Annotated in this window: 12 protein-coding genes; 6 read left to right on the forward strand and 6 right to left on the reverse strand. The window is 40.1% G+C overall.

Annotated features, from left to right (window positions below):
* Positions 1-20: 20 nt before the first annotated feature.
* Positions 21-2,213 (reverse strand): bifunctional rhamnulose-1-phosphate aldolase/short-chain dehydrogenase, encoded by a 2,193-nt coding sequence (locus tag NWQ57_RS13605; protein ID WP_306022700.1) that lies wholly within the window; start codon positions 2,211-2,213, stop codon positions 21-23.
* A 356-nt stretch (positions 2,214-2,569) separates the two neighbouring features.
* On the opposite strand from NWQ57_RS13605, the gene NWQ57_RS13610 reads away from it, so the two are divergent.
* Both NWQ57_RS13610 and NWQ57_RS13615 read left to right on the forward strand, forming a co-directional pair.
* Entirely contained in the window at positions 2,570-5,620 is a 3,051-nt protein-coding gene (locus NWQ57_RS13610) for a TonB-dependent receptor (protein WP_306022701.1), read from the forward strand.
* Between the two features lie 99 nt (positions 5,621-5,719).
* On the forward strand, positions 5,720-7,378 hold the full coding sequence (locus tag NWQ57_RS13615; RefSeq protein ID WP_306022702.1) for a glycoside hydrolase family 88 protein: 1,659 nt from the start codon (positions 5,720-5,722) through the stop codon (positions 7,376-7,378).
* Positions 7,379-7,752: 374 nt separating this feature from the next.
* On the opposite strand, the gene NWQ57_RS13620 is transcribed toward NWQ57_RS13615, so the two are convergent.
* On the reverse strand, positions 7,753-8,760 hold the full coding sequence (locus NWQ57_RS13620; RefSeq protein WP_306022703.1) for a YhdH/YhfP family quinone oxidoreductase: 1,008 nt from the start codon (positions 8,758-8,760) through the stop codon (positions 7,753-7,755).
* Between the two features lie 472 nt (positions 8,761-9,232).
* Here NWQ57_RS13620 and NWQ57_RS13625 point away from each other — a divergent pair, with 472 nt between their 5' ends.
* The gene (locus NWQ57_RS13625; RefSeq protein ID WP_306022704.1) at positions 9,233-11,089 is read left to right on the forward strand and encodes a glycoside hydrolase 43 family protein; all 1,857 of its coding nucleotides are present in this window, start codon (positions 9,233-9,235) and stop codon (positions 11,087-11,089) included.
* A 144-nt stretch (positions 11,090-11,233) separates the two neighbouring features.
* Positions 11,234-11,368, forward strand: coding sequence for a hypothetical protein (locus tag NWQ57_RS13630; RefSeq protein ID WP_306022705.1), 135 nt, complete (start codon positions 11,234-11,236; stop codon positions 11,366-11,368).
* 199 nt (positions 11,369-11,567) lie between these two features.
* Here the strand turns inward: NWQ57_RS13630 and NWQ57_RS13635 are convergent, their stop codons facing one another.
* The 4 genes from NWQ57_RS13635 to NWQ57_RS13650 all read right to left on the reverse strand — a co-directional run bounded on the left by NWQ57_RS13635 (position 11,568) and on the right by NWQ57_RS13650 (position 18,874).
* On the reverse strand, positions 11,568-13,685 hold the full coding sequence (locus NWQ57_RS13635) for a multiheme c-type cytochrome (RefSeq protein WP_306022706.1): 2,118 nt from the start codon (positions 13,683-13,685) through the stop codon (positions 11,568-11,570).
* Positions 13,686-14,277: 592 nt separating this feature from the next.
* Complete coding sequence (locus tag NWQ57_RS13640; protein WP_306022707.1) at positions 14,278-17,319, reverse strand: TonB-dependent receptor; 3,042 nt, start codon at positions 17,317-17,319, stop codon at positions 14,278-14,280.
* Positions 17,288-18,289, reverse strand: coding sequence for a FecR domain-containing protein (locus NWQ57_RS13645; RefSeq protein WP_306022708.1), 1,002 nt, complete (start codon positions 18,287-18,289; stop codon positions 17,288-17,290). The genes NWQ57_RS13640 and NWQ57_RS13645 overlap by 32 nt, the downstream gene beginning before the upstream one ends.
* 84 nt (positions 18,290-18,373) lie before the next feature.
* Positions 18,374-18,874, reverse strand: coding sequence for an RNA polymerase sigma factor (locus NWQ57_RS13650; protein WP_306022709.1), 501 nt, complete (start codon positions 18,872-18,874; stop codon positions 18,374-18,376).
* A gap of 346 nt (positions 18,875-19,220) precedes the next feature.
* Here NWQ57_RS13650 and NWQ57_RS13655 point away from each other — a divergent pair, with 346 nt between their 5' ends.
* The gene (locus NWQ57_RS13655; RefSeq protein WP_306022710.1) at positions 19,221-22,133 is read left to right on the forward strand and encodes a metallophosphoesterase; all 2,913 of its coding nucleotides are present in this window, start codon (positions 19,221-19,223) and stop codon (positions 22,131-22,133) included.
* Between the two features lie 316 nt (positions 22,134-22,449).
* Positions 22,450-22,828 (forward strand): Arm DNA-binding domain-containing protein (locus tag NWQ57_RS13660; protein WP_372340924.1); only part of this gene is annotated, 379 nt, incomplete at its 3' end.

Raw genomic sequence — 22,828 nt, forward strand, 5'->3', positions numbered from 1 at the left:
TCTACCTAATTAATCTTTGATTAGCGTAAAAACGCTTCATGTAAACCACCGTCTACGCTAATAATTTGACCTGTTGTTTTACTCAATTGACCTGAAATCATTAAATATGCAGCTTCTGCTTGGTCAGCTGGCGTTATAGGTTGCTTAGTCAGTGTGCGCTGAGCATAAAACATAGCCAATTTATCGCGTAACTCATCATCTGAATCAGAAGAACCAAATTCAACATTATACTTAGTCAAAGAAGCAATAACTCGGTCACGAGGAAACATAGTGCTTCCTTTGACGACAGTTGCAGGCGCTAGACCATTCACGTTGACTAAGGGAGATAATTCTACTGCTAATTCTCGCACCAAATGGTTAGCTGCCGCTTTACTAGTGTCATAAGCTAACGAGCCTTTTTTAGCCACCGCCGCATTAACACTGGTTGTTAAAACCAAAGAACCTTGAAGACCTTGAGCTTGCCAGATTTCATTCGCTTCGGTGCCAACGATGTAGCCACCTTTTACGTTTACCGCAAAACTCATATCAAACATTTGATCGTTATTCATACCCGCCTGGCCGGGTGCTAAAAATACCCCAGCGGTAACAATGACATTATCAATTCCGCCGTAGGCTAATATAACTTGCTCAAACATTTCTTTTACGCTGCAGCGATCAGTAATGTTAACCGCTACGGCAATAGCTGGACCGCAAGAAGAAATACCACTGCCTGCTACACCTATTCCTTGACCATAAATAGCCGTCAATTCATCAGCGGTGGCTTGAGCAGCTTCAAAGCGAAGATCAGCACACACAACGTGAGCACCCTCTTTTGCGACTCTGAAAGCTGTTTCTTTACCGATCCCATCACCTGCACCTATAACCACTACCACATTACGGGCTAACGGAGCCTCTTTAGGCATGCGCTGCAACTTGGCTTCTTCCAGTGCCCAGTATTCAATATCAAAAGCTTCCTGCTGAGGTAAAGCGGTGTATTCGCTAATTGCCTCAGCGCCGCGCATTACTTCAATCGCACAATTATAAAATTCAGTGGTAACTCTAGACTCGCTCTTATTTTTACCCCAACCGATAATGCCTACACCTGGAATTAAAATAACGGTAGGGCTGGGATCTCGCATGGCAGGCGAGTCAGCACGTTTGCAATTATCGTAATACGCTTTGTATTCAACTCGGTACTTTTCAATGCCAGCATTCAGTTTTTTCACTAGCGTATCGAAGTCATCTTCGTTTGGATGAAAGTCAACATAGAGTGGCTGAATTTTAGTACGTAAAAAGTGATCCGGACATGACGTACCGAGTTTAGCTAAACGTTGAGCATCGACACTATTGACAAAGCGAAGTGCATTTTCGTCGGCTTGAACAGTTGCAATAAATTTAACTTTATTGGACAAAATACCACGGGCAACTGGAAGGAATTTAGTCAGCAATGCAGTCCTGTCACTCTCAGACAAACTCTCATACTTTGATCCACCAAATGTAAGTTCACCTTTGTCGTGATCCTCAATATAGCGTGCGGCGGTTTCAATAACCCACAGTGAAGTCTCGTAACAACTTTTACTTTCGCTTTCCCAATTCGTGTGACCATGTTGACCTAACAAAATACCAATGCTATCTGGTTTCGCCGCATAAGCATCTTCACATACCTTGGCAGCCTCCCAGCCCGGGCGCATCCAAGGAACATAAGCCATTTTGCCACCCCAGATCTTGTCTGTAAGGGCTTCTTGATCTTTGCATGATGCTACGGCTATAACGGCATTAGGATGAAGGTGATCAACATGTTTTTGTGCAATCATTGAGTGCAAAGGAGTATCAATAGATGACGCGCGGGGATTGAGACAAAAGTTACAATGTTTATACATACCAATCATGGCATCTTCGCCCGGAGACTTGTACCCCGTGACTGGAAATGCATGATAAGTGGCGTCTAAAGCTTGCAGTTTACCTTGGTATAATGATGAAAAATTTTCTATTCTCGCTGTTCGTAAATCACCGCCAGAACCTTTAACCCACAATACTTCGACACTCTCACCGGTTAAAGGATCACGTTCAATTAGCTTAGCAGAAGTGTTGCCCCCCCCCGTATTAGTGATACGTTGGTCAGCACCTAAAATATTGGATCGATAAACTAAACTTTCCAAAGGTGATAAATTACTTGCAACTGCATCATCCCAATTATAATTGACATGTTTAAAGTCTTGCTTTTTGTCCGTCATTTTCCGTTTAACTCCAACGCTAAGTAGTCTATGAATAACTAACCCGAATTTATAACATAAATATTACATCCATCACAAACATAGTCAAGCATTTTTAGTCACATTCAGTCAGCAACATCCATGTTCAGCAATTAATTGTAATACTCTATTTACATTATCTTTCATTGTGATTATTGCTAAAGGTCAATCACGATAGTCGCCTAGCTATTTTCTGACCAACCAGCAAAATTTCAGAGAGGGAAAATGTTCACATTAGGTTATTTATGACTATATTTGATAAGCAATGTTTATTTATTGTTAATTACATGCTTCAATTGTGAACTCGTCTGACGAAGACACTGACATTTAGGAGCATCATGATGAAAAAAATTTTAAATAGAAAATTAAGTATCGCTGTGGCTGTTGCGGCCGCTTTAAATGGGACAATTAGTTCAGCTCTAGCTCAATCAGTTACTAGTTCTGCAGAACAAAATGAAGCTGAGACTTATGAAGTGATTGAAGTCTCAGGAATTCGGAACGCACTTGCAAGTGCATTGGCTGAAAAACGTGCATCAGCAAATATTAAAGAAGTAATTGAAGCTGAAGATATTGGTAAATTACCAGACAACAACTTGGCCGAAGTGCTAGAAAATATAACAGGTGTCCAAATAACCAGAAGCTCTGGAGTTGGTACTGGCGTCCAAATTCGCGGAACATCCGATAACAGGGTGGAAATAAACGGTGTTTCCTCAGTTAGTTCAGGAGCAGGTCGCACAGGAATAAGTTTTGATGACTTACCCGCAGCGTTAATTGCGTCGCTGGAGGTGACCAAAGTACCTGAAGCTAGGACCGTTGAAGGATCTGTAGGCGGTACCGTCAATTTGAGAACATTACGTGGACTAAGTTTAAAGGAACAATTAATCCAATTTCGTGTTCAAGGAGAAAATAGTGATGTTGCTGATAGCACAGTTCCAAAAGTTTCAGGTACTTTTGGAGATAAATGGGAAACTGATTTCGGTAAGGTTGGTATTGTATTAACGGGGAGTTATGCTGAACAAGACGTTTCGTCTATCAATCCTCGTTTTGACAGGGATAGAGTCGTAATGCCAAATTCAGGTTTGGTGAGCGCTGAGAGTTTTCCGTTTTTAAGAACACAGTTCTTGGACCAACCCTTCCGTACTTTTAATTATGAAACAAAAAACTTTACAGGCTCTATAGAATTTCAACCCACAGATGATTTGAAGTTTTACTTTGATGCAACTATAAATGATCAAGAGAGAGCACAAAAAAGCGCTCGAGCATTCTTTTCTGGCACTGGGGCTAATACTGTAATTAACAATACAACCAATACCGGATTTGAAACTGTTAATTTGGGTAGCGTCGATGGACAATATGGTACTTTAAATTTAGGTGAAGTTCAGGTTGTCACAAGCGGTATATTAGGAGTGGGTGGAACAGATCCTAATTTACGAGTGGGGACTAATACATCTTCTCGATTAACGTTGAGCCGTGTATTTGCATTGGGCAGCGAATGGAATACCGACAAATTTAAGCTGACTGGCGAGCTTTCATATTCAGACTCAGAAACCGATTTACCCTCCCTTAATTCTGAATTGGATTTTATTAATCCAAACTCACCTCAGCCAGGACCTACCGGACCAAATGACAACGGTACTCCCGCTATTTTTAATCTGTCAGGTAACACCTTTGAGTTTGGTATTGCACAAGGTTTAGCGGAAACGCCGACTACCGCTCAATTGCTTGACCCCAATAATTATGGGCTCAGATCGATAGGAAACAATCTTAATACTCGAGAAGGGAGCGAGGCTGCTGCTAGAGTAGATATAAGTTATGATATTTCGGGAACTAATCCTCTTTTCACTGATATCAAAGCGGGGGTTCGTTGGAATAAGACTACATCCACGACCAATAACAATCTCTCGAATAATTCCTTTGGCAACATCGACCGTCCAAGGGCAAGTTTATTTGAGAGTATTATTGCTCCGGGAGCTAACAACTTTGATGCTGCAGATAACAGAACGCTATTTATTCCTGATTATTTAGTGATTGATAGCGATATTGCTTTTAACAATCCACAATTAGTTATTGATACAGTTAACGACGCAATAATACAAAATAATGCGAATGTTGGCGCTAATAACAACTTATTGGCCACACCAACTGTTCAAGTATCCTCTTTCTTTGACATTGATGAGGAAACAACAGCTATATATTTACAGGGTGACTATGAATTAGAAATCAAGGATATTTTGTTCAACGGTAACGTGGGTGTACGTTATGTGAATACAGACCTTACCTCTTTTGGTACAAGCCTAGGTGAAGCAGATGCAACCACTGGTGAAGCTAACATCATTCCAAGCACTGTAAATACAAGTTACGACTTTATTTTGCCCAGATTCAATTTAGTCGCCGAGCTCTCCGAAGATTTTTATGTGAGAGCGGGTATTGCACAGGATATTAGAAGACCCAATTTTGATTCCTTGTCTACTTCTACTTCCTTTTCTCCAAGCCCTTCTTCTGTGGTTAGAGTAGGTAATCCAGAATTAGTTCCAGAAAAAATTTGGTCGTATGACTTATCATTCGAGTATTACTTTACCCCCTCAAGTTTAATCTCACTCGGATTCTTTCATAAAGATAGAAAAGACTTAATTACGAGGATCCAAGACGAACCAGATGAACCTATTGGGCCTACCGGACAAATTGAGCGTGATGTCACAGCACCTTGTGAAGGAGGGGGTATCTTTAACCCAACCGTGCCACCAGAAAACTTCAATGTTTTCTCAAGTCGTACAGACGTAACTGGTATCTGTGTCGCAAGGCAAACGCAAATCAATGCCAATGGTTCCGAGACTCAAAGCGGGATAGAATTAACTGCCCAGTATGATTTAGCAGAATTTGAAGATAGCTTAGGGTGGGCTTCAGGTTTTGGTATTATTGCTAATTATACCTATCAAAAATCAGGGGCAAGTTTAAAATCTTTCCATAATGGTTCAGCCGCAATTAATCAGATATTAGGTCGTACCGATGTTGATAATAGTACAGCAACTTTAGACGATGATGTCGTAACACAGCGCATAGTATTAGATGACTTATCAGAAAATGCTTACAACATTACACTTTTCTATGACAAGTATGACCTAAATGTTCGTATGCGTTACACATGGCGTGACGCATATACACAAACTGAAAACGTGATGCGATTTGATATCCCGCCGGTTATAGGTTCCAGAGGACAATTAAACGCTAGTGTTGGATACGACATCAACGACAAGGTTTCAGTTGGTCTAGAGGGAGTGAACTTAACTCGAGAAGACAGTACTAAGTGGTGTTTCAACGAAGGTACTCTTTTATGTGAACAAGACATTACCGATCGAAGAGTAACTTTGGGTGTAACCGTTAAACTATAGAATAAAGCCGATTTATTAAGATCTCCAGTCACTGAGCTGGAGATCTTTTATTAGGCGAATTAATTGTACTTCTCACTCTATTTGTAAAAGAGAATAGAAATGAAAAATCTCACAGTCGCTATGTTGTTACTTGGTATCGTTGGTTGTGCCAATAATGAAAACTTCCAAACTAACAAGTATCAGCTCAAACATGAATCCAAGCTATATACTGACGGATATTTTAGCTCAATTGATGCTAAAAAAAATCTAACTTTTGCAAAAGAACAATACTTAAAAATGCTGTCCAACCTCAATACCCCTAAGCTGTTGGACTCTGCTCTGTTATGTCAGCAAGCTAATAATATTTGTTTTCCCCGAGCTGAAGTGGATGAGAAGATTCACATGGAGCAGCCCGAAAAATGGACAAATGGATTTTTCCAAGGAGTTTTATGGCAAATCCTCGCCAATAAACAATACATTTCTGATTTCTCAGTAGAACAAGAAAATGAAATGTATGAAAATGCTAGCTATTTCCAGGATGCAATAATCGGTGAGTCATTAAGAACCAATACACACGATCTGGGATTTTTGCTTTATGATTCTTTTGGAGAGGCACTCCGCTACGATGGATTAAAGCTAGAACAACAAAAACGTTATAAACAAGCTTTGTTGGACGGCCGAAACAGTTTAGCGACCCGTTATTCACAAAAGAATGAAGTCTTTAAATCTTGGGATTGGAAGCCAAAATTTACCACCCAATTTATAGCAGATGGAACTTTACTGAAAGATACCTTCGAATTACGTCAACCTTGGGCGTTTCCTGTAATAGTCGACAATATGATGAATTTGGAGTTTATGCTTTCCAGTGACCAACAATATCATCATGAGTTAGCTTACAAACACGCCTTCAGCACTAAAAATAATCATTACTTTTATGCCGATTCTGATGAGGATAAGCGTTTTCCAATCGCTTACCATGTTTTCGATTATGGCGAACATAAACCTGGTAATTGGCAAGGATTAGGCAATGTTTCTGCATGGGCTCGAGGACAAGCTTGGTCTTTATATGGTTTTGCAACCGTAGCGGAAGCCGCTAAAAACGAGAACAGTAAACAATCTGTCTATACAGAATTTCAAGCATTTACAGACCGTCTATTCGATTCTGTCGTTCACTTAACATTAGATGACCCAATACCTATTTGGGACTTTTTTGCCAATCGAGATGATGCTTATCATATTGCAGAAAACGTATCAAATAACACAGCGGTCTATTCTAATATTTTAAATCTATGCGACGAATACATTCCGTCAACTATTCTACCTTACAAAGGTTGGAGACCAATTCAATATCAAGCCTCAGTGTTGGCTAAAGAGTCATATTTGTTTTTGAAAACAGTAAATTCGATTAAAGATGAACCCATGATACAAGGTGATATGTTGACACCTTGTGGAACAAAAGCTTATGTACTAAAAGACCGCGTGATACCTAAAGATACATCAGCCGCGGCACTTTATGCAGCAGCTGCTTATCGACTTGCGCAATTTAGTGATAATAAAATGAGAAAAGAAGAATACATAGAATTTGGCGATAAAATCATGCACGTGCTAACAAAACACTATTTAACGAGTAAAACAAAAGATACGAGTTTTAAATTGGGCTTTGTGCTTGAAGAGGCTACCGGTAATTTGCCAAACAAAAGTGAAATTAATACTCCTATCGTGTATGCCGACTTTTATTTTATAGAAGCAAATATCCGTAAAATTGAATTAGAAATGTAACGATTAAAACCATTCCGATCGCTCTTAACCCTTTTATCACAATGTCACGGATATAAAACTGCTGAAAGTGTGCCGGAAGTAAGCATTATTTAAAACAAAGCTTACTTCTCACCCCGCCTAAAATTAACCTAGTTCAACAGGAAATTTAGCTTAAGGTATATACACAACTGAAAGGATTGAGCATTGCTTATATCAAACTAACTAAGCCGAAGTATTTACCAAATTGATGTATACCAAGTATCAATTTTCAATTCAAATGACATATTCAAATTAGCAAATGCGCTAGGCTGTTCACCATGACTGGCTAGGCACCGATAATAGCGAGCAAAAGCGAGCACTTTATACTGATTAATTTGCTTCACGTAAAACAGTGATTATGCATTTCTTACATTAACTAAATAGCGACCAATTACTTGGCCTTTCAAAAATTTATCTAGATACTCAGGGGTCTCTTGCAAAGATATTTCGTGATGGTATTTTTCCAAGTCTGCCAATTTCATATCAGTAGCGACACGCTGCCAAATATCCTGTTTATCTTTTAGAGGTATATAAACCGAATCAACACCCAACAATGATATACCACGGGTAATAAAAGGAATTACACTCATAGCGATTTCAGGTGAAGCAGCTAAACCAACTGATGCGACTCCACCGCCAGGTTTAAGTTGTTTAAGTAAACCTGTTAGGAAGTCACCACCAAGAGTATCAATTGCGTGCGCCCATCTTGGTTTTCCAGCCAATGCATCTTTCACATCCAAAATGGAGTCTCTGTGTAATACTTCTGTCGCACCTAGCGCCTTGAGTTTTTCTGATTGTTCTGGCTTACCTGAAAAGGCCACCACTTCGTAGCCCAACTGACTAAGCAAAGCGATGCTAATACTACCTACTCCACCCGTAGCTCCTGTGACAGCTACACGTCCGTCACTGGGTGACGCGCCCATTTTTTCTAACTTTTGAATACATAGTGCCGCCGTCAAACCTCCCGTGCCATAAATCATCGCTTCTTTTAATGTAAGAGTATCCGGACGAAGAACAGCCCAGTTTGCAGGAATCGATATTTTCTGGCCAAGGCCTCCAGGGGTGTTCATACCTAAATCATAACCAAATACAAGAACTTCGTCTCCTTGGTTGAATATTCCTGATTTGTCATTTACAACCACCCCCGCAGCATCAATGCCTGGAGTATGAGGAAAGTGCTGACTAATACGTTTATTACCACTTGCTGACATAGCATCTTTAAAATTGAGTGATGAATAATGCACATCTATAAGTAGATCATTTTCCGGCAATTCAGAAATGCTGCGTTTTATCACGCTTTTAGTAAAGCGATGATCACTTTGTTCTTCAACAACTAACGCTTTAAAAGTATCACTTGTGCTCATAAAAAATCCTTATATTACCTTAGGGATTGTAAGACGACAATTTGGCTTGGGCCAAATCAAAACGGTTGCCGCTTCTATTAATACTAGTAAGTGAACGACTCGATAGTGTCATCATTGCACTACCTCAACTACAATACAATCTGTAGTACGCTGATACCGTGCTCGGTCTTCTTCTTTCATCAAGTTCAGTGACATCCAAGAAACGGAACAGAAAATAAAACGAAGATATGGATGTCTTGGCTAACGTTTAGTCTTTAATTTCAGGCTAAATAACAATACTGACCGAATTTTTACTGTAAGTTAGCACAACTGCTCAAAATACAGTTCTCCAGTAAGCGGAAAGGTTTGAGGCTTAAATACAGCTCAGCTCCTATATAGAACTCTCAAAGAAGCACACATCCCATCAATAATTTCGATCAATTATGACTATTTATGCGCGTTCAGTTATCAATATAAGTCACAATGTGTCAAAATGTTAATCTCATTGGATCTCATAATTAACATTTATTCTGGTATCAAAATCATCATGATAAAAATAAAACGTATGAACTATAAGTCAACTGGCTATACCTTGCTTTTGCTTTCAATCTTGGCAGGTTGTCAAACTGAAACTAGCAAGATCAAAACCATTGAAGTGGCTGACCAAACGCAATCTATTACAGGAAGCTTTGGTGACCAGGGAGACGGAACCTATATAAATCCTATTTTGAATGCAGACTATCCAGATTCAGACATCGAGCAGGTGGGAGACACCTATTATATGATCACATCTAAACAACACATGTCACCTGGAATGCCAATTTTAAAATCGAAGGACATGGTTAACTGGGAAAATGTAGGCCATGCCTTTCCAAATCTGTCATGGGCCCCAGAGTATAATTGGGACAGAATGAATGGATATTCATTTGGAGTATGGGCTGGAGATCTTGCCTATCATGAAGGTAAATGGTTTGTATATCAAATCGATTATCAGCATGGATTAATGGTAACAACAGCAGATAATATTGAAGGCCCTTGGAGCAAACCTATTATGATGCTCCCGAAAGCCGACGTACTTGACGATCCTGCTGTATATTGGGACAAAGAAACTAAAGAAGCCTACATGATTGTTAACTCTGGTACTAAACAAAAAAGTGCGAGTAACAAAATTGAAGGAAATGAAAATCGTATTTACAGAATGAGTTGGGACGGAACTAAGATACTCGATGAAGGTAAGTTAGCTTATACAGGTATGGGGGCTGAAGCGGCCAAAATTTATAAAAAAGATGGCTTTTGGTACATATTTCTGGCCCAGTGGACGATGGGGGATACATCTACAAAGCCAGGAGTCAAAAATCCTAAAAACGATAGAAAGCAGATTGTTCTTAGATCTAAAGAGAGTATTTACGGTCCATACGAAGTTCGAACAGTGTTGGAAAAAGGTTCAGCATTTGGAAACCGCAGCGCAAGTCAAGGCGCTTTGATGCAAGCACCTGATAAAAGTTGGTGGTATATGCATCAGCTAATTCAAAATGACGACATCCCATTTCAAGGTCGTCCACAATGCTTAGAACCGGTGACGTGGATCAATAACTGGCCAATAATTGGAGTAGACGAAGACAACGATGGAATAGGCGAACCGGTAAAACGTTTTGAAAAACCTATCAAAGGCTACCCTATTAACGCACCGAAATCAGATGATTCATTCGCAAATTCTATTTTAGGCCCCCAGTGGGAATGGAACCATAATCCAAGAGATACACACTGGTCATTGACCGAACGACCTGGTTGGTTGCGTTTAAAAGCAAGTAAAGTTCTACCAAAAGGACCGGAATATGGCCCTAAGATTAACGAGTGGACTAACAATGATGGCTCAGATGGTGATTTTTGGAGAGCCAGTAATACAGTCAGCCAACGTATAATGGGTATCACTACAGGTACCGCAACCGCAAAATTTGACATCTCGGGGCTTGCTTATGGACAACTTGCTGGTTTCGTTCGTTATGGTGGTACGTTTCATTTATTAGGTGTTGAACGTTTACATAGTGGCGAAAAGCGCTTGTTTTATATGGATGGCATGAGCAACAAAATTGAAGGTCCAGTAATTGAAGGGGACATCTTATTTGTACGTACTTCAAATGCTAGAAACCAAGCTACTTACGAATACAGCACTGATGGTAAGAGTTTTCAAGCTTTTGGACCTACATTTACGATAAGTTTTGGCAAGTGGACCGGAGATAGACTGGGTTTCTTTTCATGGAATGAAAGGGAAGATGCTGGTTTTATTGACGTAGATTGGTTTTCATACGATTACGATGGACCTAAAGGGAAAGAACAAATAGTATTTTAGATTTTTGGCAACCCAAGCAGCGAAACTTTATTCACTGCTTGATTAACGTAGTTGAGTAAGTCCGGACTCAACCTTATACGTTTCGGATACGGGGCTTGAATAACCACAGACGACTAATTTGGTCGCTTGGTGGCAGGCGGAGGCGTGAACCTGTCTCAATTGGAGATGAATCGCCGCTTTGAAGGTCAAATCGGCGACACGGATTCAGAAATTAATTTGGTTGCTGTTTTCCATGACAGCGAATACGCCAATAAAGGTTTTGGCATAAACGACTCGTGAGCTGCGGCATCTAGGCTGAATGCTACTGCTGTTAGTGGTGGCTTGGGACCCAATGATATGGATAATAATTACCGACATAACATCAATTAAAAATTGGCAAATTTATGGTAAAGCGCTGTTTGAATAGTTCAGTTGGGACGTTCAAGAAAGTTTGAGCTATTAAAATTTAATACAATTTAGTTATGTTAACTACTGCAGTTTACCTCCGCACTTTATTTTTATTCTCATAGCTCGCCAATAATTGACTTAACTCTTTATTGGCAGGCCAACGACTTAATGAGGTTTTTAAAACGTTTATTGCGGTATTTGTGTGCATCTGATTATCCAAAGCAATGGCATACACATAAGCGTGGATGAATTGAGATTCTGGGCTTTCGTAAGCATTTCTTAGATATACTAAGGCCTTCTGATAATCTTTTTGCCTTATGTAAAAAAGCCCGAGAGAATGATTAACATCAGGGTTATTAGCGTCAATTGTCAATGCTTCCTGCAAATATTGCCTCCCTTCCTCATCGCGCTTTACTTGACGATAAAAGTCGGCTATCTGTAAAAAAGACGGTATATAGCTTCGCTCGATTTCAATGGCATTCAAGTAGCCTTGTTCAGCTGATTTAAGATTTCCAAGATTGAATTCTAGACTCGCCAAGTTCATTTGCGTTATCGGCGAGTCAGCATTTAAACCCAACATATAGCGATATTCAACCAGCAGATCTTTGAGTATAAGTCGTTCTTGTTGAGTCATAATTGGCAGAGCATCAACTAACACCCGAGCAATTGAAAATCGTACGATGGGATTACTTTCTCCCAAGCTATTTTTTAATACTTGCCAGCGGTCTGCCGGATGCAGAACTTCTAAAGCTTCAACCGCCCCCCGTCTTATTAGGGAGTCAGAATTAGATAATTGTTTAATGGTTAATTCAACACTAGCCTGGCTAGGTTGCTTGCTGCTTTCAAGTAACATTGATGCTTTGCGGATCGCACTATCACCACCTTGAGTATAACCCTTTTCAAGATACGTTTTTATCGCCTGATCCACTTTTGCATCGCCGGATACAATTAACTTATGAACCCTATCCCAGTCTTTAACCTTAGCTTTTTGCCATTTATTTTTAGCTTCAGCTACCCAGAAAGCATCCTCTTTCTCATGACAAGCTAAGCAAGCATTTGGCTCTTCGGGATCAGAAGAAAACTGGAAAGTTGGAATAGAGAAACTATGGTCCCGTCTTCCATCTACGCCCATGTAAACTTTATCGGGCATATGGCAATTAATGCACATTGAGCCTTCACTGCCTTGCTCATGCCTGTGGTGATCTGGTGAATTAAAAGTTGAAGCCTGATGACACTGCAGACATAAACCATTACCCTCAATTTTGACTTTGCCGCTGTGGGCATTGTGACAATTTGAGCATGTCACCCCGGCTTGATACATTTTGCTTTGTAAAAAAGAGCCTAATACAAATACTTCTTCTTTAATTAAACCATTTTGATGATACAGCGGCTCTCTGACCCACTCAATTCGGTATTTATCAAAAAAACCTCCTTTGTTCGACTCGTCGGTAAGTGGCGAACGTAGAGAATGACATTTACCACACATATCAATTTCGGTATCAAGCGGTTTTCCATGTGACTCTGCTATAGTTTTTCCTGGATTGAAACTCCATAGGTTTTGAGTTGGTAAAGATTGTGTAAACCCTGAATTCGATTTATCTAATTGTTTCGCATTAGCTAGCTCAATATGTCGCTGACCTGGACCATGACAACTTTCACAAGCAACATTAATTTCACTATAAGTCGTATTATAACTGTTCGTTGTGAGATCAAAATTTTTCTGAAGATTTGTCGAATGACATTCTGCACAACGCCCATTCCAATTTTGAAAATGTCGCTGCCAAAAAAACGGATGTTTGGGGGTTATATTTTCAGTAGGCTGAAGATGATACCAATGTTGCCCCCCTTCTTTTTCACTACGCGAATCCCAAGCGATATTAAAAGCCTGTAGTTTTCCATCCCCAATATTCAATAAATATTGTTGTAAAGGAAAATAACCGAACGTGTAATCAACAGTGAAAATCGCACGCTTTCCTTTTGAATCAGTCGTCTCAACGTAAAATTTATTATCTGTTTTGAAAAAACGAGTTTTAATATTGTGAAATTCAACCTCTACATTGTTAAAGTCACCCAGTACCGACTCGTCTGTCGGTATCTGCATAGACTTATAATGATCTGACGCTTCCCAAGCGGAAAATTCAGCTTCGTGACATGATTGGCAGGTTTTAGAGCCAACAAAATCAACTTGTTCTGCGTTAATATGACTCACAAATATCAACAATATAACGAGTAAGGCAACCCGCTTTGATTTTTTATACATCTACTGAAAACCAAATAATCATAAATAATCACAAACTAACAATGATTAATAAATATTACTCAATAAGTGTAACTATTCCTAATTTTTTGATCTCATACTTTTGCTTTATCTAGACAGAAAGGTCAATACGAAATTTAGGCATAGTGAAAAAAGCTACTTCACACCTTATTTTTGATTAAGATTTATATATCAACCTAAGATCAGGCTAATTAAAATAGGCTTGTTTGATTCAAAAGTAAGTAAAACTGAAAGGGTCGAACTATGCCAATGTTTTGTCAGCAGGTCTAAAAAACAAAGCGCCGAGGTACAAAATAAAACCCTATCGGACATCCAATCGATTAATGAGTAGCTAAAGCCAGAACTAAAACTATTTGCTAAAAAAAGCATACTCGGCAGAATAAGCTATTGAGATTAATAGAAAAAATTGAAGGCTTTCTGCCAAAAACAGCCAATGTTAAACGCTTAATTAGGCAGGCAAGCGAGAACAAGTACAAGCAGCAAAGGTGTTTGTTGTAATCCACTTTTTTCGCAAAAAAACAGATTAATATTTATATAAAAAACCCATATAGAAAGTACGCCCGCTAGTAGTAGAGTTATATGGGCGATCTGTCGAGTCACTGTACTGCTCTTCTCTTTGATTAGTAAGGTTTTGTGCCTCTAAGCTGAATTGCCACTGCTGACTCAACTGCAAGCTAAAACTCGCATCAATATAAAAGGTGGAGTGAAAACCCGTTTCATCTTCGTCTTGTAAAGTCATTGGATTGACTTGATGGATATAATTGTCTCGATAGGATGCTGAAATTCGCCCACTCAGGATTTTGTCGTCGTAATATAATGTTACCGCAGCGGTTTTTTTCGATAAATAAGGTAACGCCTTTTGAAACAAAAACTCAGCGTCGTTATTGTAGTAATTCTTCTTTCCATCCGTATAGTTAAAGTGGCCAATTAGGCCGACGTGTTGCCATTTAGATGTTAAATACGACCACTCGTATCGCAGCATGGTTTCAAAGCCAAACAAAGAAACAGATTCAGCATTTTGATTAGTGACCAAAGTAATAACTGAGTTGTCGGATAGATTGCTAGATTGCCATTTGTTTTCTAGTCCCGTTTCAGCGAATGTTAATGAGCTTGCTTGTGGTGCAATAAAATCATCAATCGATTTGTAGAAAGGCGTTACTGAAAATGATACGTGATCTCTTGCTTCCCATTCTAACGAGACGTCAATATTCGTCGAGGCATAGGGTTTTAAGTTTGGATTGGAGGCATACATAACTTGGTCGGTAGGGTCATATTCAGTATAGCCCTTCAAAGCGCTAAGTGAAGGACTGGCTAAATTACGAGACAAACTGAATCTAGCTGTATAGCTTAACGATGGTCGCCAAACCACATTCACACTAGGCAACCAATTTACATGTTTGTTGCTATGCTGAAGACGAGAATATTCATTCACAACCGTTGTTGTTTCTTGTTGGTAACGACTGCCAGCGACTAGTGTAAACTGCTTGTATTGCCAGTTTAATGTAAAAAAAGCAGATGATTTTTGTTCTGTTAAGTCGTCATCAAACTGTTCAATCAAAGCAACATTATTCTTTAGTGAATAGGGATCAATTCCAAAGTGCTGAATGGCATCGTGGGTTTGCAAACCTAACCAACTGACTTTGGGATGAGAATCAACTAACTGGATATATTCCATGGGTAAGGATTGTGCTGTTGTTGACCATGTATCTAACAATAAATTAGTTTGATATATAGATAATGTTTGAGTGTCAAAGGTCGTGTGTTCAGCTCCCCATTGCCATAACAGGTTAGGTGAGAATTGATATTTTAAGGCTATTTTGCCGTGCTGATAGCGGGTAGTCGCAAAATATTCTTCAAGGTCAATTTCTCGCATTGTCCATAAGTCTCGTTGAGTTAGATCACTGCCATATTGAATATCCGCAAAAAACCGGTCAGCGCGGTAATCGATACTAATATCTGACATGCCTTGGGTATAAATCTTATTACTGGTGGGAATGTCAAAGTCAGATTTTTCTGATCCTAACAGCAACGCCAATGACCATTGTTCCGATAAGCTAAAGGTACTGTTGAATACCGCTTGTTCATAGCTTGTATCGGTACGCTGGGCTCGGCTTTCCGTTGCCACTCTGGCATTATTAAAAGCGCTGTAAACTAGCTCGTTATTGGCATTTAACTGGGCATCAACAAATTCGGTGATGCTTGAGATTATAGGCGTTGATTGCTCGCCTCGTGGATATAGGTGAAACTCGTTCCTTGTTGCGCCTAACACAGCGTGCAAAATGTCTAAACGAGCTGAAGACTTTTCACTTTGGTATTCCAAGGCCAAGTTTAGCCCCCGTCTTTGTTGTTCGCTTTGCCATAAAGAATAACGATTACCGCGCGGCACAATGACTTCATTATTGGCGAAGCTTTGTTGCACCTCGGCAGATAAAGCGTCTAATGTAATTCCGTTAGGCGTAATAGCCCGCCATCTAATTGTATTTGCCCCTCGTTCCTCTACAAACCTTTCGCCATACGAGGCGGATAATAGCGCTCCCCAATTACCCCATGTATTCGAGATTAAACCTGTTATACGCGGCGCGACATTATCAGAATATTGGTTCTTGCCAAGTTGAGGCGCGAGTACAAATTGAAAGCCTTTTTGCGCAAAGGGACGATTAGTTTGCAGTGCTAATGTACCCGCTAACCCGCCAGTAGTTTGTTCCGCACTATAAGATTTTAGCACTTGCGCTTGACTGAATAATTCAGATGAAAACACATTGAAATCTAATGAACGATCATGTTGTTTTTGCACACGGCTGTCCATCGGCGAATCATTATTTGCCAGCACAGGCATGCCATTTATGGTAACTAAGGTAAAATCAGGAGACGTACCTCGAAGCGAAACTTGGCGACCTTCACCTGCTTCTCTGGTGATCACCACGCCTGGAATTCTTTGCAATGATTCCGCCATATTAATATCAGGATAATTCGCCATATCATCAGATACTAAAGCATCAGACACCGCCACTGTGTGCGTTTTTAGCTGTTTCGCTTTATCTAACGAAGCCCGTAGGCCGGTCACTATAATTTCATCGATACTGCTTTTAGCTTTGTTCGGGACATTTTTGACGGCTCGAGATATTTCAATCCCAAACGGAGTGATAGTGCAATTCCATGGGCTTTGCTGTGTCATTATTTCAAGTGCGGCTGACAGACTATATAAGCCTGTGATATTGATTTTATTTTCGGTTATATCGCTAACGCCCTTGATCACAAATGGGACTTGGTAAACTAAGGATATGTGTTTTATTGCCGCTTCAATAGAGCTGTCTTGTATCTGAATATATTGTTTTTTTTCAGTGTTTGTCTTTAAATACTGAGTGTTGTTAGCCATGGCTAAGGGCAAACAAAAAAACAAACTCAGTATTAACCCGGTTATCGGAACATAACAACGGTATTGCCGATGATGGTATGTACGTGGAATGGCGAAACGAAATCCTAGCAATAAAGCATTTAAAAAACCGAATTCAAATTGAATTAAGTTGTTTTTACTAATTGCTAAGCAGGATTTTATCGGCTTCATAGGCCACGGTGAATTGGTGCGCACTCGCAATGAGAGCTAATGACTGTTCGGCCTTATCAAGTGGGAAACGTCCACTAATTTTGCGATTAAGTAGTTCTTGAGTCGTTATTTCAACAGGCTGTCCAATGTAACGTTGCATATGCGCCACTACGTCTTGCAGCGGTTGTTGTTCAACTTCCAACCAACCACTGCGCCAAACAGGTAACATTGGTAGCGGTTTGGTTGGCAATTTACTGGCTTGTCCATTTTCGAGCAGAAGTTGTTCACCTTTGGTTAGAATGAATACATGATCAGCGTTTATTTGAACACGTCCCTCATAAACAGTAACCAGAGTGCGTTGATTGGTATGGTCTACATCAAATGCGGTACCTAGCACCCGTATTTGTATGTCCCCTACATCAATAACAAACGGACGTTTTTTATCTTTGGCAACATCAAAAAATATTTGACCTTGATCCATTAGCGCATATCGAGACGTACCGGTTTGCTCCACATTTAGTTGGCTATCCGCATTCAAATGAACTTGTGTACCATCTTGCAAAACTTGAGAGAAACGAGCACCGACTGGGGCTTGAATTTGCTTTTGATATATTGCTTGGGGAACAGCGGCTATTGGCGACGAATCATCGGTCGTATTTTGCGAAAACATAAAAAAAGCGGTAACAAGTGCGATACAGCAGAAGCTCGCAGCGATGTTGCTTGGATTGAATTGAAAGAAGCTAAAAACATGAGGTTTATCGCTATTCTGGGGATTATTCCTGGCTGTATTTTTATCGTTCTTAGTATTTTTTAGGCTAACATTCATTGCCGCAGTCAATTCTGATGACTGCATTACTTGACTGATTTTGCGGTAAGCTTCAGCATTTTCGGGCGTGGTTAACCAGCGCTCAAATTTAACTGTTTGCTCGGCGTTAAGAGCGTCTTGTTGATCAAACCAGTCTGCGGCTTGTTCTAATGTATCTTTATTCATGTACTGTTCTCAATGTACCAGATGATTTTGCATCAATTTCTTTATTAAACGTTTAAAAATTAGGAAAGGTGACAATTTTTATGCTTATTGCCAATCATTTTTTTCCGCGAATAAAGCAATATCTACCATGGCACGATTAATGTGTTTTTTTACCGCTTCTAACGACAATCCCATCTCTGTTGCAATCACTTCTCGGCTCTTACCCTCCAGGCGTCGCATTTTAAAGACTTGTTGTCTTAAAGGTGGCATCTCATCTATAACCTTCGACAGTATTTTTACTTGTTCAAGTTTAATGAAATCATCTTCCAATTGCGGACCTTGTGTATGCTCGTCGACCATATCAGATTGGCTTAGATGTTTTTTTTCCGTGCGCCAATGATCAAATAAAGCCGATTTAGCAACGGTAATTAAGTAAGCGAGCGGATTATCTAACTTTTGTTCTGAATCTTGTTTTTGATTATTTCGAATCGTTCGTAACATGGTTTCTTGCAGCACGTCATTGGTCACGTCAGCGTTTTGGGTTCGTGCTTGAACAAAAGTTCTGATTTTCGGCATCAGCTTAATGAAAGGATCGTTTTTTTTCATAAGAATATTCGCTCGAACTTATAAAGTCGAAATACAAGGCTACCCTAACGTTATATTTGGCGGCACCAATAACACTTTGAAAATTATCTAAAAATAAGACAAAGCTGTTCAGTGAAAATTTGCTAGTGAGACCAATTATTAGTCAGCATTACAACCACGCGGGAGCGTTACGATACGGCTTGATTATGACAATTTAGTGACAAAATAGCGTTGAAAAAATATATAAAAAATGCTGTCCCCTTCTTCATTTTAGCGCCGTCTTATGCGCAGAGAACCTTGATGAATATCGCCAACTTAAAGCCTGATATTCACAATGAAAATTACTTTTATTAATGAGGAAACCGCTATGAAATTGAAACATTTCACACTAACGTTAGCCACCATGTGTGTGCTTAGCGCCTGTAATATCGGCGACGACAATGACGCCGAAGTGAGTGCACTGCAAGCACAAGTTGCACAACTGCAAACCGAACTCGACAACATAGATACAGCAAATGATGCAGAAGTTGCTACGCTGAACGCCACGGTTGTAGCGATGCAAGCACAGATTGATACGATGACAGCCGAGTTAGTGACCTTACAAGAAACATCTAGCAATGCCTCAACAAATGAAGATATTGCCGCTTTGAAGGCCGAAATTGCAACCCTGCAAACCAAGTTAGATGCGCTAACCGCACAAGCACCTGTTTTAGGCAGCAATGCCACCTCAGGCGCAAACGTCCTACCTGAGGATGCGGATAAAGTTTTACGCTTTGCTATTTTTCCAGATACTCAAGGCCGAGATGACGACAATATGTCTGTGTATGTTGATGTTGATAAAGACGGCAATACCTTGTCGATTAAAGAATACGTTGGTGTCGATTACAATGGCGATGGTTATTATGATGCTGGAACTAAAAGTCAGAATGATGCGGTTAAAGCCAATGATTGGGATGAAGATGGTATTAGCTACTTAGTTAACGTTGAAGACCCTTTTCACCCGTATATTGAAGTAGACAGTGACGGCGAGCCCATAGTAGTCGCACCTGAAGATCGTAAAGACTTTGGTCCTGACTGGAAAGTGCTACCTTTACCTCTAGTAGAAGCCGTTACCGATAAAATGATTGAGCTAAATGTCGATTTGGTTTTAGCCACCGGCGACATTACCGAATACCGTGCTGAATCTGACTATGTGCAGTGGATGGAAAAAGTGGCAGGGCCACTAAGAGAAGCTGGAGTAAGTGTTTTCCCTGCAAGAGGAAATCACGAAATCGTAAATGGTAGAAACTGGCCTGCGTGGTTCACTAACGAACAAGAGTGGGAACGTCAGTCAGTCAATAATGTTTACAACGGTATTAACCCTTATGAAGGTTACGAGCAGGTTGATTTTGACCAAGGTTATAAGCTGTATCAAGCATACACAGGCTCGCTAGTCCGTGAACATTTAGATAATGGTAAAGCGGTAGGTTTTCCTGGTGCTGAAGACTTGGTTTATTATTTTATTGAAGATAAAACCATGTTTATTGCATTAGATTTCTACTTTTCAGAGCTGTATAGCAGTGCCTATAGAGGTACATGGACAATTTTAAGAGAATGGTTAAAAGAAGTCATTACCGCCAATGCCGCAGACGTTGACCATATTGTCGCTTTTGGGCATGAACCGCTATCAACTAAAAAGCGTCCACAAACTTATCAGGTCGAAATTTACGATGCCTATGTAGCAGACCGAATTGCTTTGCAAAAAGCAAAAGATGTGGCTCAAGCGACTTTTGATAATGCCATTGCAAACAACGAATCTGCTGAAGAAATTGCGGTTTATAGCAATGTTTTAGAGACAGCAAACAGCGCATACGAAGAACTAGAAGAGCCAAGTCTGAATGGTTACGATATAGGTCAATTGGGCTACCTGAAATTGCAAGATGAAGCCGAACCAGGATTGGCTGCAGACATATTAAACTTGTTCAACAATTACCAAGTTACATATATTGCAGGGCATGATCACCAATATGCTCGCAGTTTAATTCATCCGACATCAGAAGATAAAGATACCGCTAATGGATTCACCCAAATCATTGGTGGTAACGCATCATGGAAGGCCTATGAAGATCTATATGGTATGCACGATGAACACGAAACGGGCTTATTCATCAATAACTTCTACGACACAATTACAGGTGGAAATTTAACTAACAGTCAAGGTACTAAATACGCAAGTGTGAGTTCTGACCTTGGCAATGGTATTTCATTTGTTATTGTTGAAGTGAATGGCCGTCAAATTACCACTAAGGCCTATTACGCAGACCATAACTTAACTGAAGTGGATATGAATTTGGGCGCGCATTATGATTACGATAGTAACGCTTGGTGCACCTATTCTGGCGATTACATGGTAGCAGGCGCGAGCACGACCAAAACATGTAACCAAGTTAAGTGGCAAGTTTTAGATGAAAATACCCGCACCACAGATGCGACCGTACGAGTTGTTGCACCTGATCAAAACTACTATGCACACTCAGAAGCAAAGACAGAAGATGGTTATATTGGTTCTCAAGCCACTATCATTGATGGCTACAACCTTACGTACAATAGCTCATATGCCGCTTCCGTTGGTGAAGTGGAGCGCTTACGCGAACTATTCTCTATGAGCTGGTTTATCGATCAGGATGCTACCACCCTATCGGATGTATTATTCCTAAGCGGAAATCAAACGCAAGAAGGTTCATACTTTAATCAATATGGGGACCTAGTTGCGCCTATCGTCGACGTAGATGCAGGTGTTTTAGCCTTAGGTGAATCTGCTTCGTTAACCTATGTTAACCAAAACGGTGAGCAAGTTAACAATCCAACTCACACGACACGTGATGGCATATTTGTCAAAGGAACCGATATTGAAGCATCGTTAAACCCATCTCTTGCTAACGGTAACCCGAGCGGCAATGACGCTAACTGGAATGGTCGTTACCTTGCAGATGGTTTAGATTTTGCCGACGCTATGACATTAGTTATGACCGCACCTGAAGGATATACCTTAACGGATTTAACCATCGGCCGTTTCGATGAAGCAACCCAATCATGGGTCCCGGCGTTTAGTGATGAATGTTATATCGAGAGTGGTTATTCAGATCATTATTCTACTTATTACAGACTCACAGACCAGCACCCAGAAGGCGGCTTTCAAGTGCCTAATTGCCAACAACGTTATTGGGGCTATGTTAAAGATAGCAACACAATTTGGGGTTTTGTGCACACAGACGGTAAATTTGCAGTCATAGAAAAGTAATACTTATTCAACATTATTTTACCTATTGAAGGCATAAAAGGTGGGTACATGTTTACAAAAATGTCTATCTTGATGACGGTCTATTGAATGAACTTTGAGTTGCCAGACTATTAATCGGTAACTCCAAGTTCTATTACTAGTTGAATTTATTAGATGCTCAAAAAGTAAATTCAAAACATCGAATAGTTTTTTACCCCGTCCAATAATGTCTTAGAGGCCCTGCTATTTATTTGTAAATACAGGGCTTTTTTATTTTCCCCGTCCAAATCGGTTTGCAGATGTCCGTTACCAACTACCTGTTTAGTGGTGGTCAGCCATTATTGCATACAGTAAAGCCGAACCAAAAAAATACTCAGACGGTGAAGGGCTATACTTTTGCGTCCGCAAACAGGGCTCGCCTTATTGGATGATCCGCTACACCACAGCCAAAGGAAGGCGAGAAGCAACCTTGGGGCAATTTCCTTTAATGTCATTGGCAGACGCAATAATTGCCGCTGCTTATTTTCGAAAAGAAGTACGTTACGGCATAGATCCTCTTCTGGAAAAACAGAAAATCGAGTTACCTAACTTTGAAACCGTGGATCAACTGTTCCATGGCTGGTATCGAACCGATCTGAGTCGACGACTAAAGCACCCAAAAATTCCGTATCGGGTTTACACCAAAGACATAAGCCCAGTCATTGGCATTAAGTGTA

It is taken from the genome of Paraglaciecola sp. (genome assembly GCF_030730205.1).
In the GTDB taxonomy this organism is placed as follows: Bacteria; Pseudomonadota; Gammaproteobacteria; order Enterobacterales; family Alteromonadaceae; genus Paraglaciecola.

What these genes read in the sequence shown, in the direction of transcription:
- NWQ57_RS13615 (WP_306022702.1), top strand. Translation starts at nt 5,720, where the DNA reads ATGAAAAATCTCACAGTCGCTATGTTGTTACTTGGTATCGTTGGTTGT.
- NWQ57_RS13645 (WP_306022708.1), bottom strand. Translation starts at nt 18,289, where the DNA reads ATGAATAAAGATACATTAGAACAAGCCGCAGACTGGTTTGATCAACAA.
- NWQ57_RS13640 (WP_306022707.1), bottom strand. Translation starts at nt 17,319, where the DNA reads ATGAAGCCGATAAAATCCTGCTTAGCAATTAGTAAAAACAACTTAATT.
- NWQ57_RS13650 (WP_306022709.1), bottom strand. Translation starts at nt 18,874, where the DNA reads ATGAAAAAAAACGATCCTTTCATTAAGCTGATGCCGAAAATCAGAACT.
- NWQ57_RS13625 (WP_306022704.1), top strand. Translation starts at nt 9,233, where the DNA reads ATGTTAATCTCATTGGATCTCATAATTAACATTTATTCTGGTATCAAA.
- NWQ57_RS13620 (WP_306022703.1), bottom strand. Translation starts at nt 8,760, where the DNA reads ATGAGCACAAGTGATACTTTTAAAGCGTTAGTTGTTGAAGAACAAAGT.
- NWQ57_RS13655 (WP_306022710.1), top strand. Translation starts at nt 19,221, where the DNA reads ATGAAATTGAAACATTTCACACTAACGTTAGCCACCATGTGTGTGCTT.
- NWQ57_RS13610 (WP_306022701.1), top strand. Translation starts at nt 2,570, where the DNA reads ATGATGAAAAAAATTTTAAATAGAAAATTAAGTATCGCTGTGGCTGTT.
- NWQ57_RS13605 (WP_306022700.1), bottom strand. Translation starts at nt 2,213, where the DNA reads ATGACGGACAAAAAGCAAGACTTTAAACATGTCAATTATAATTGGGAT.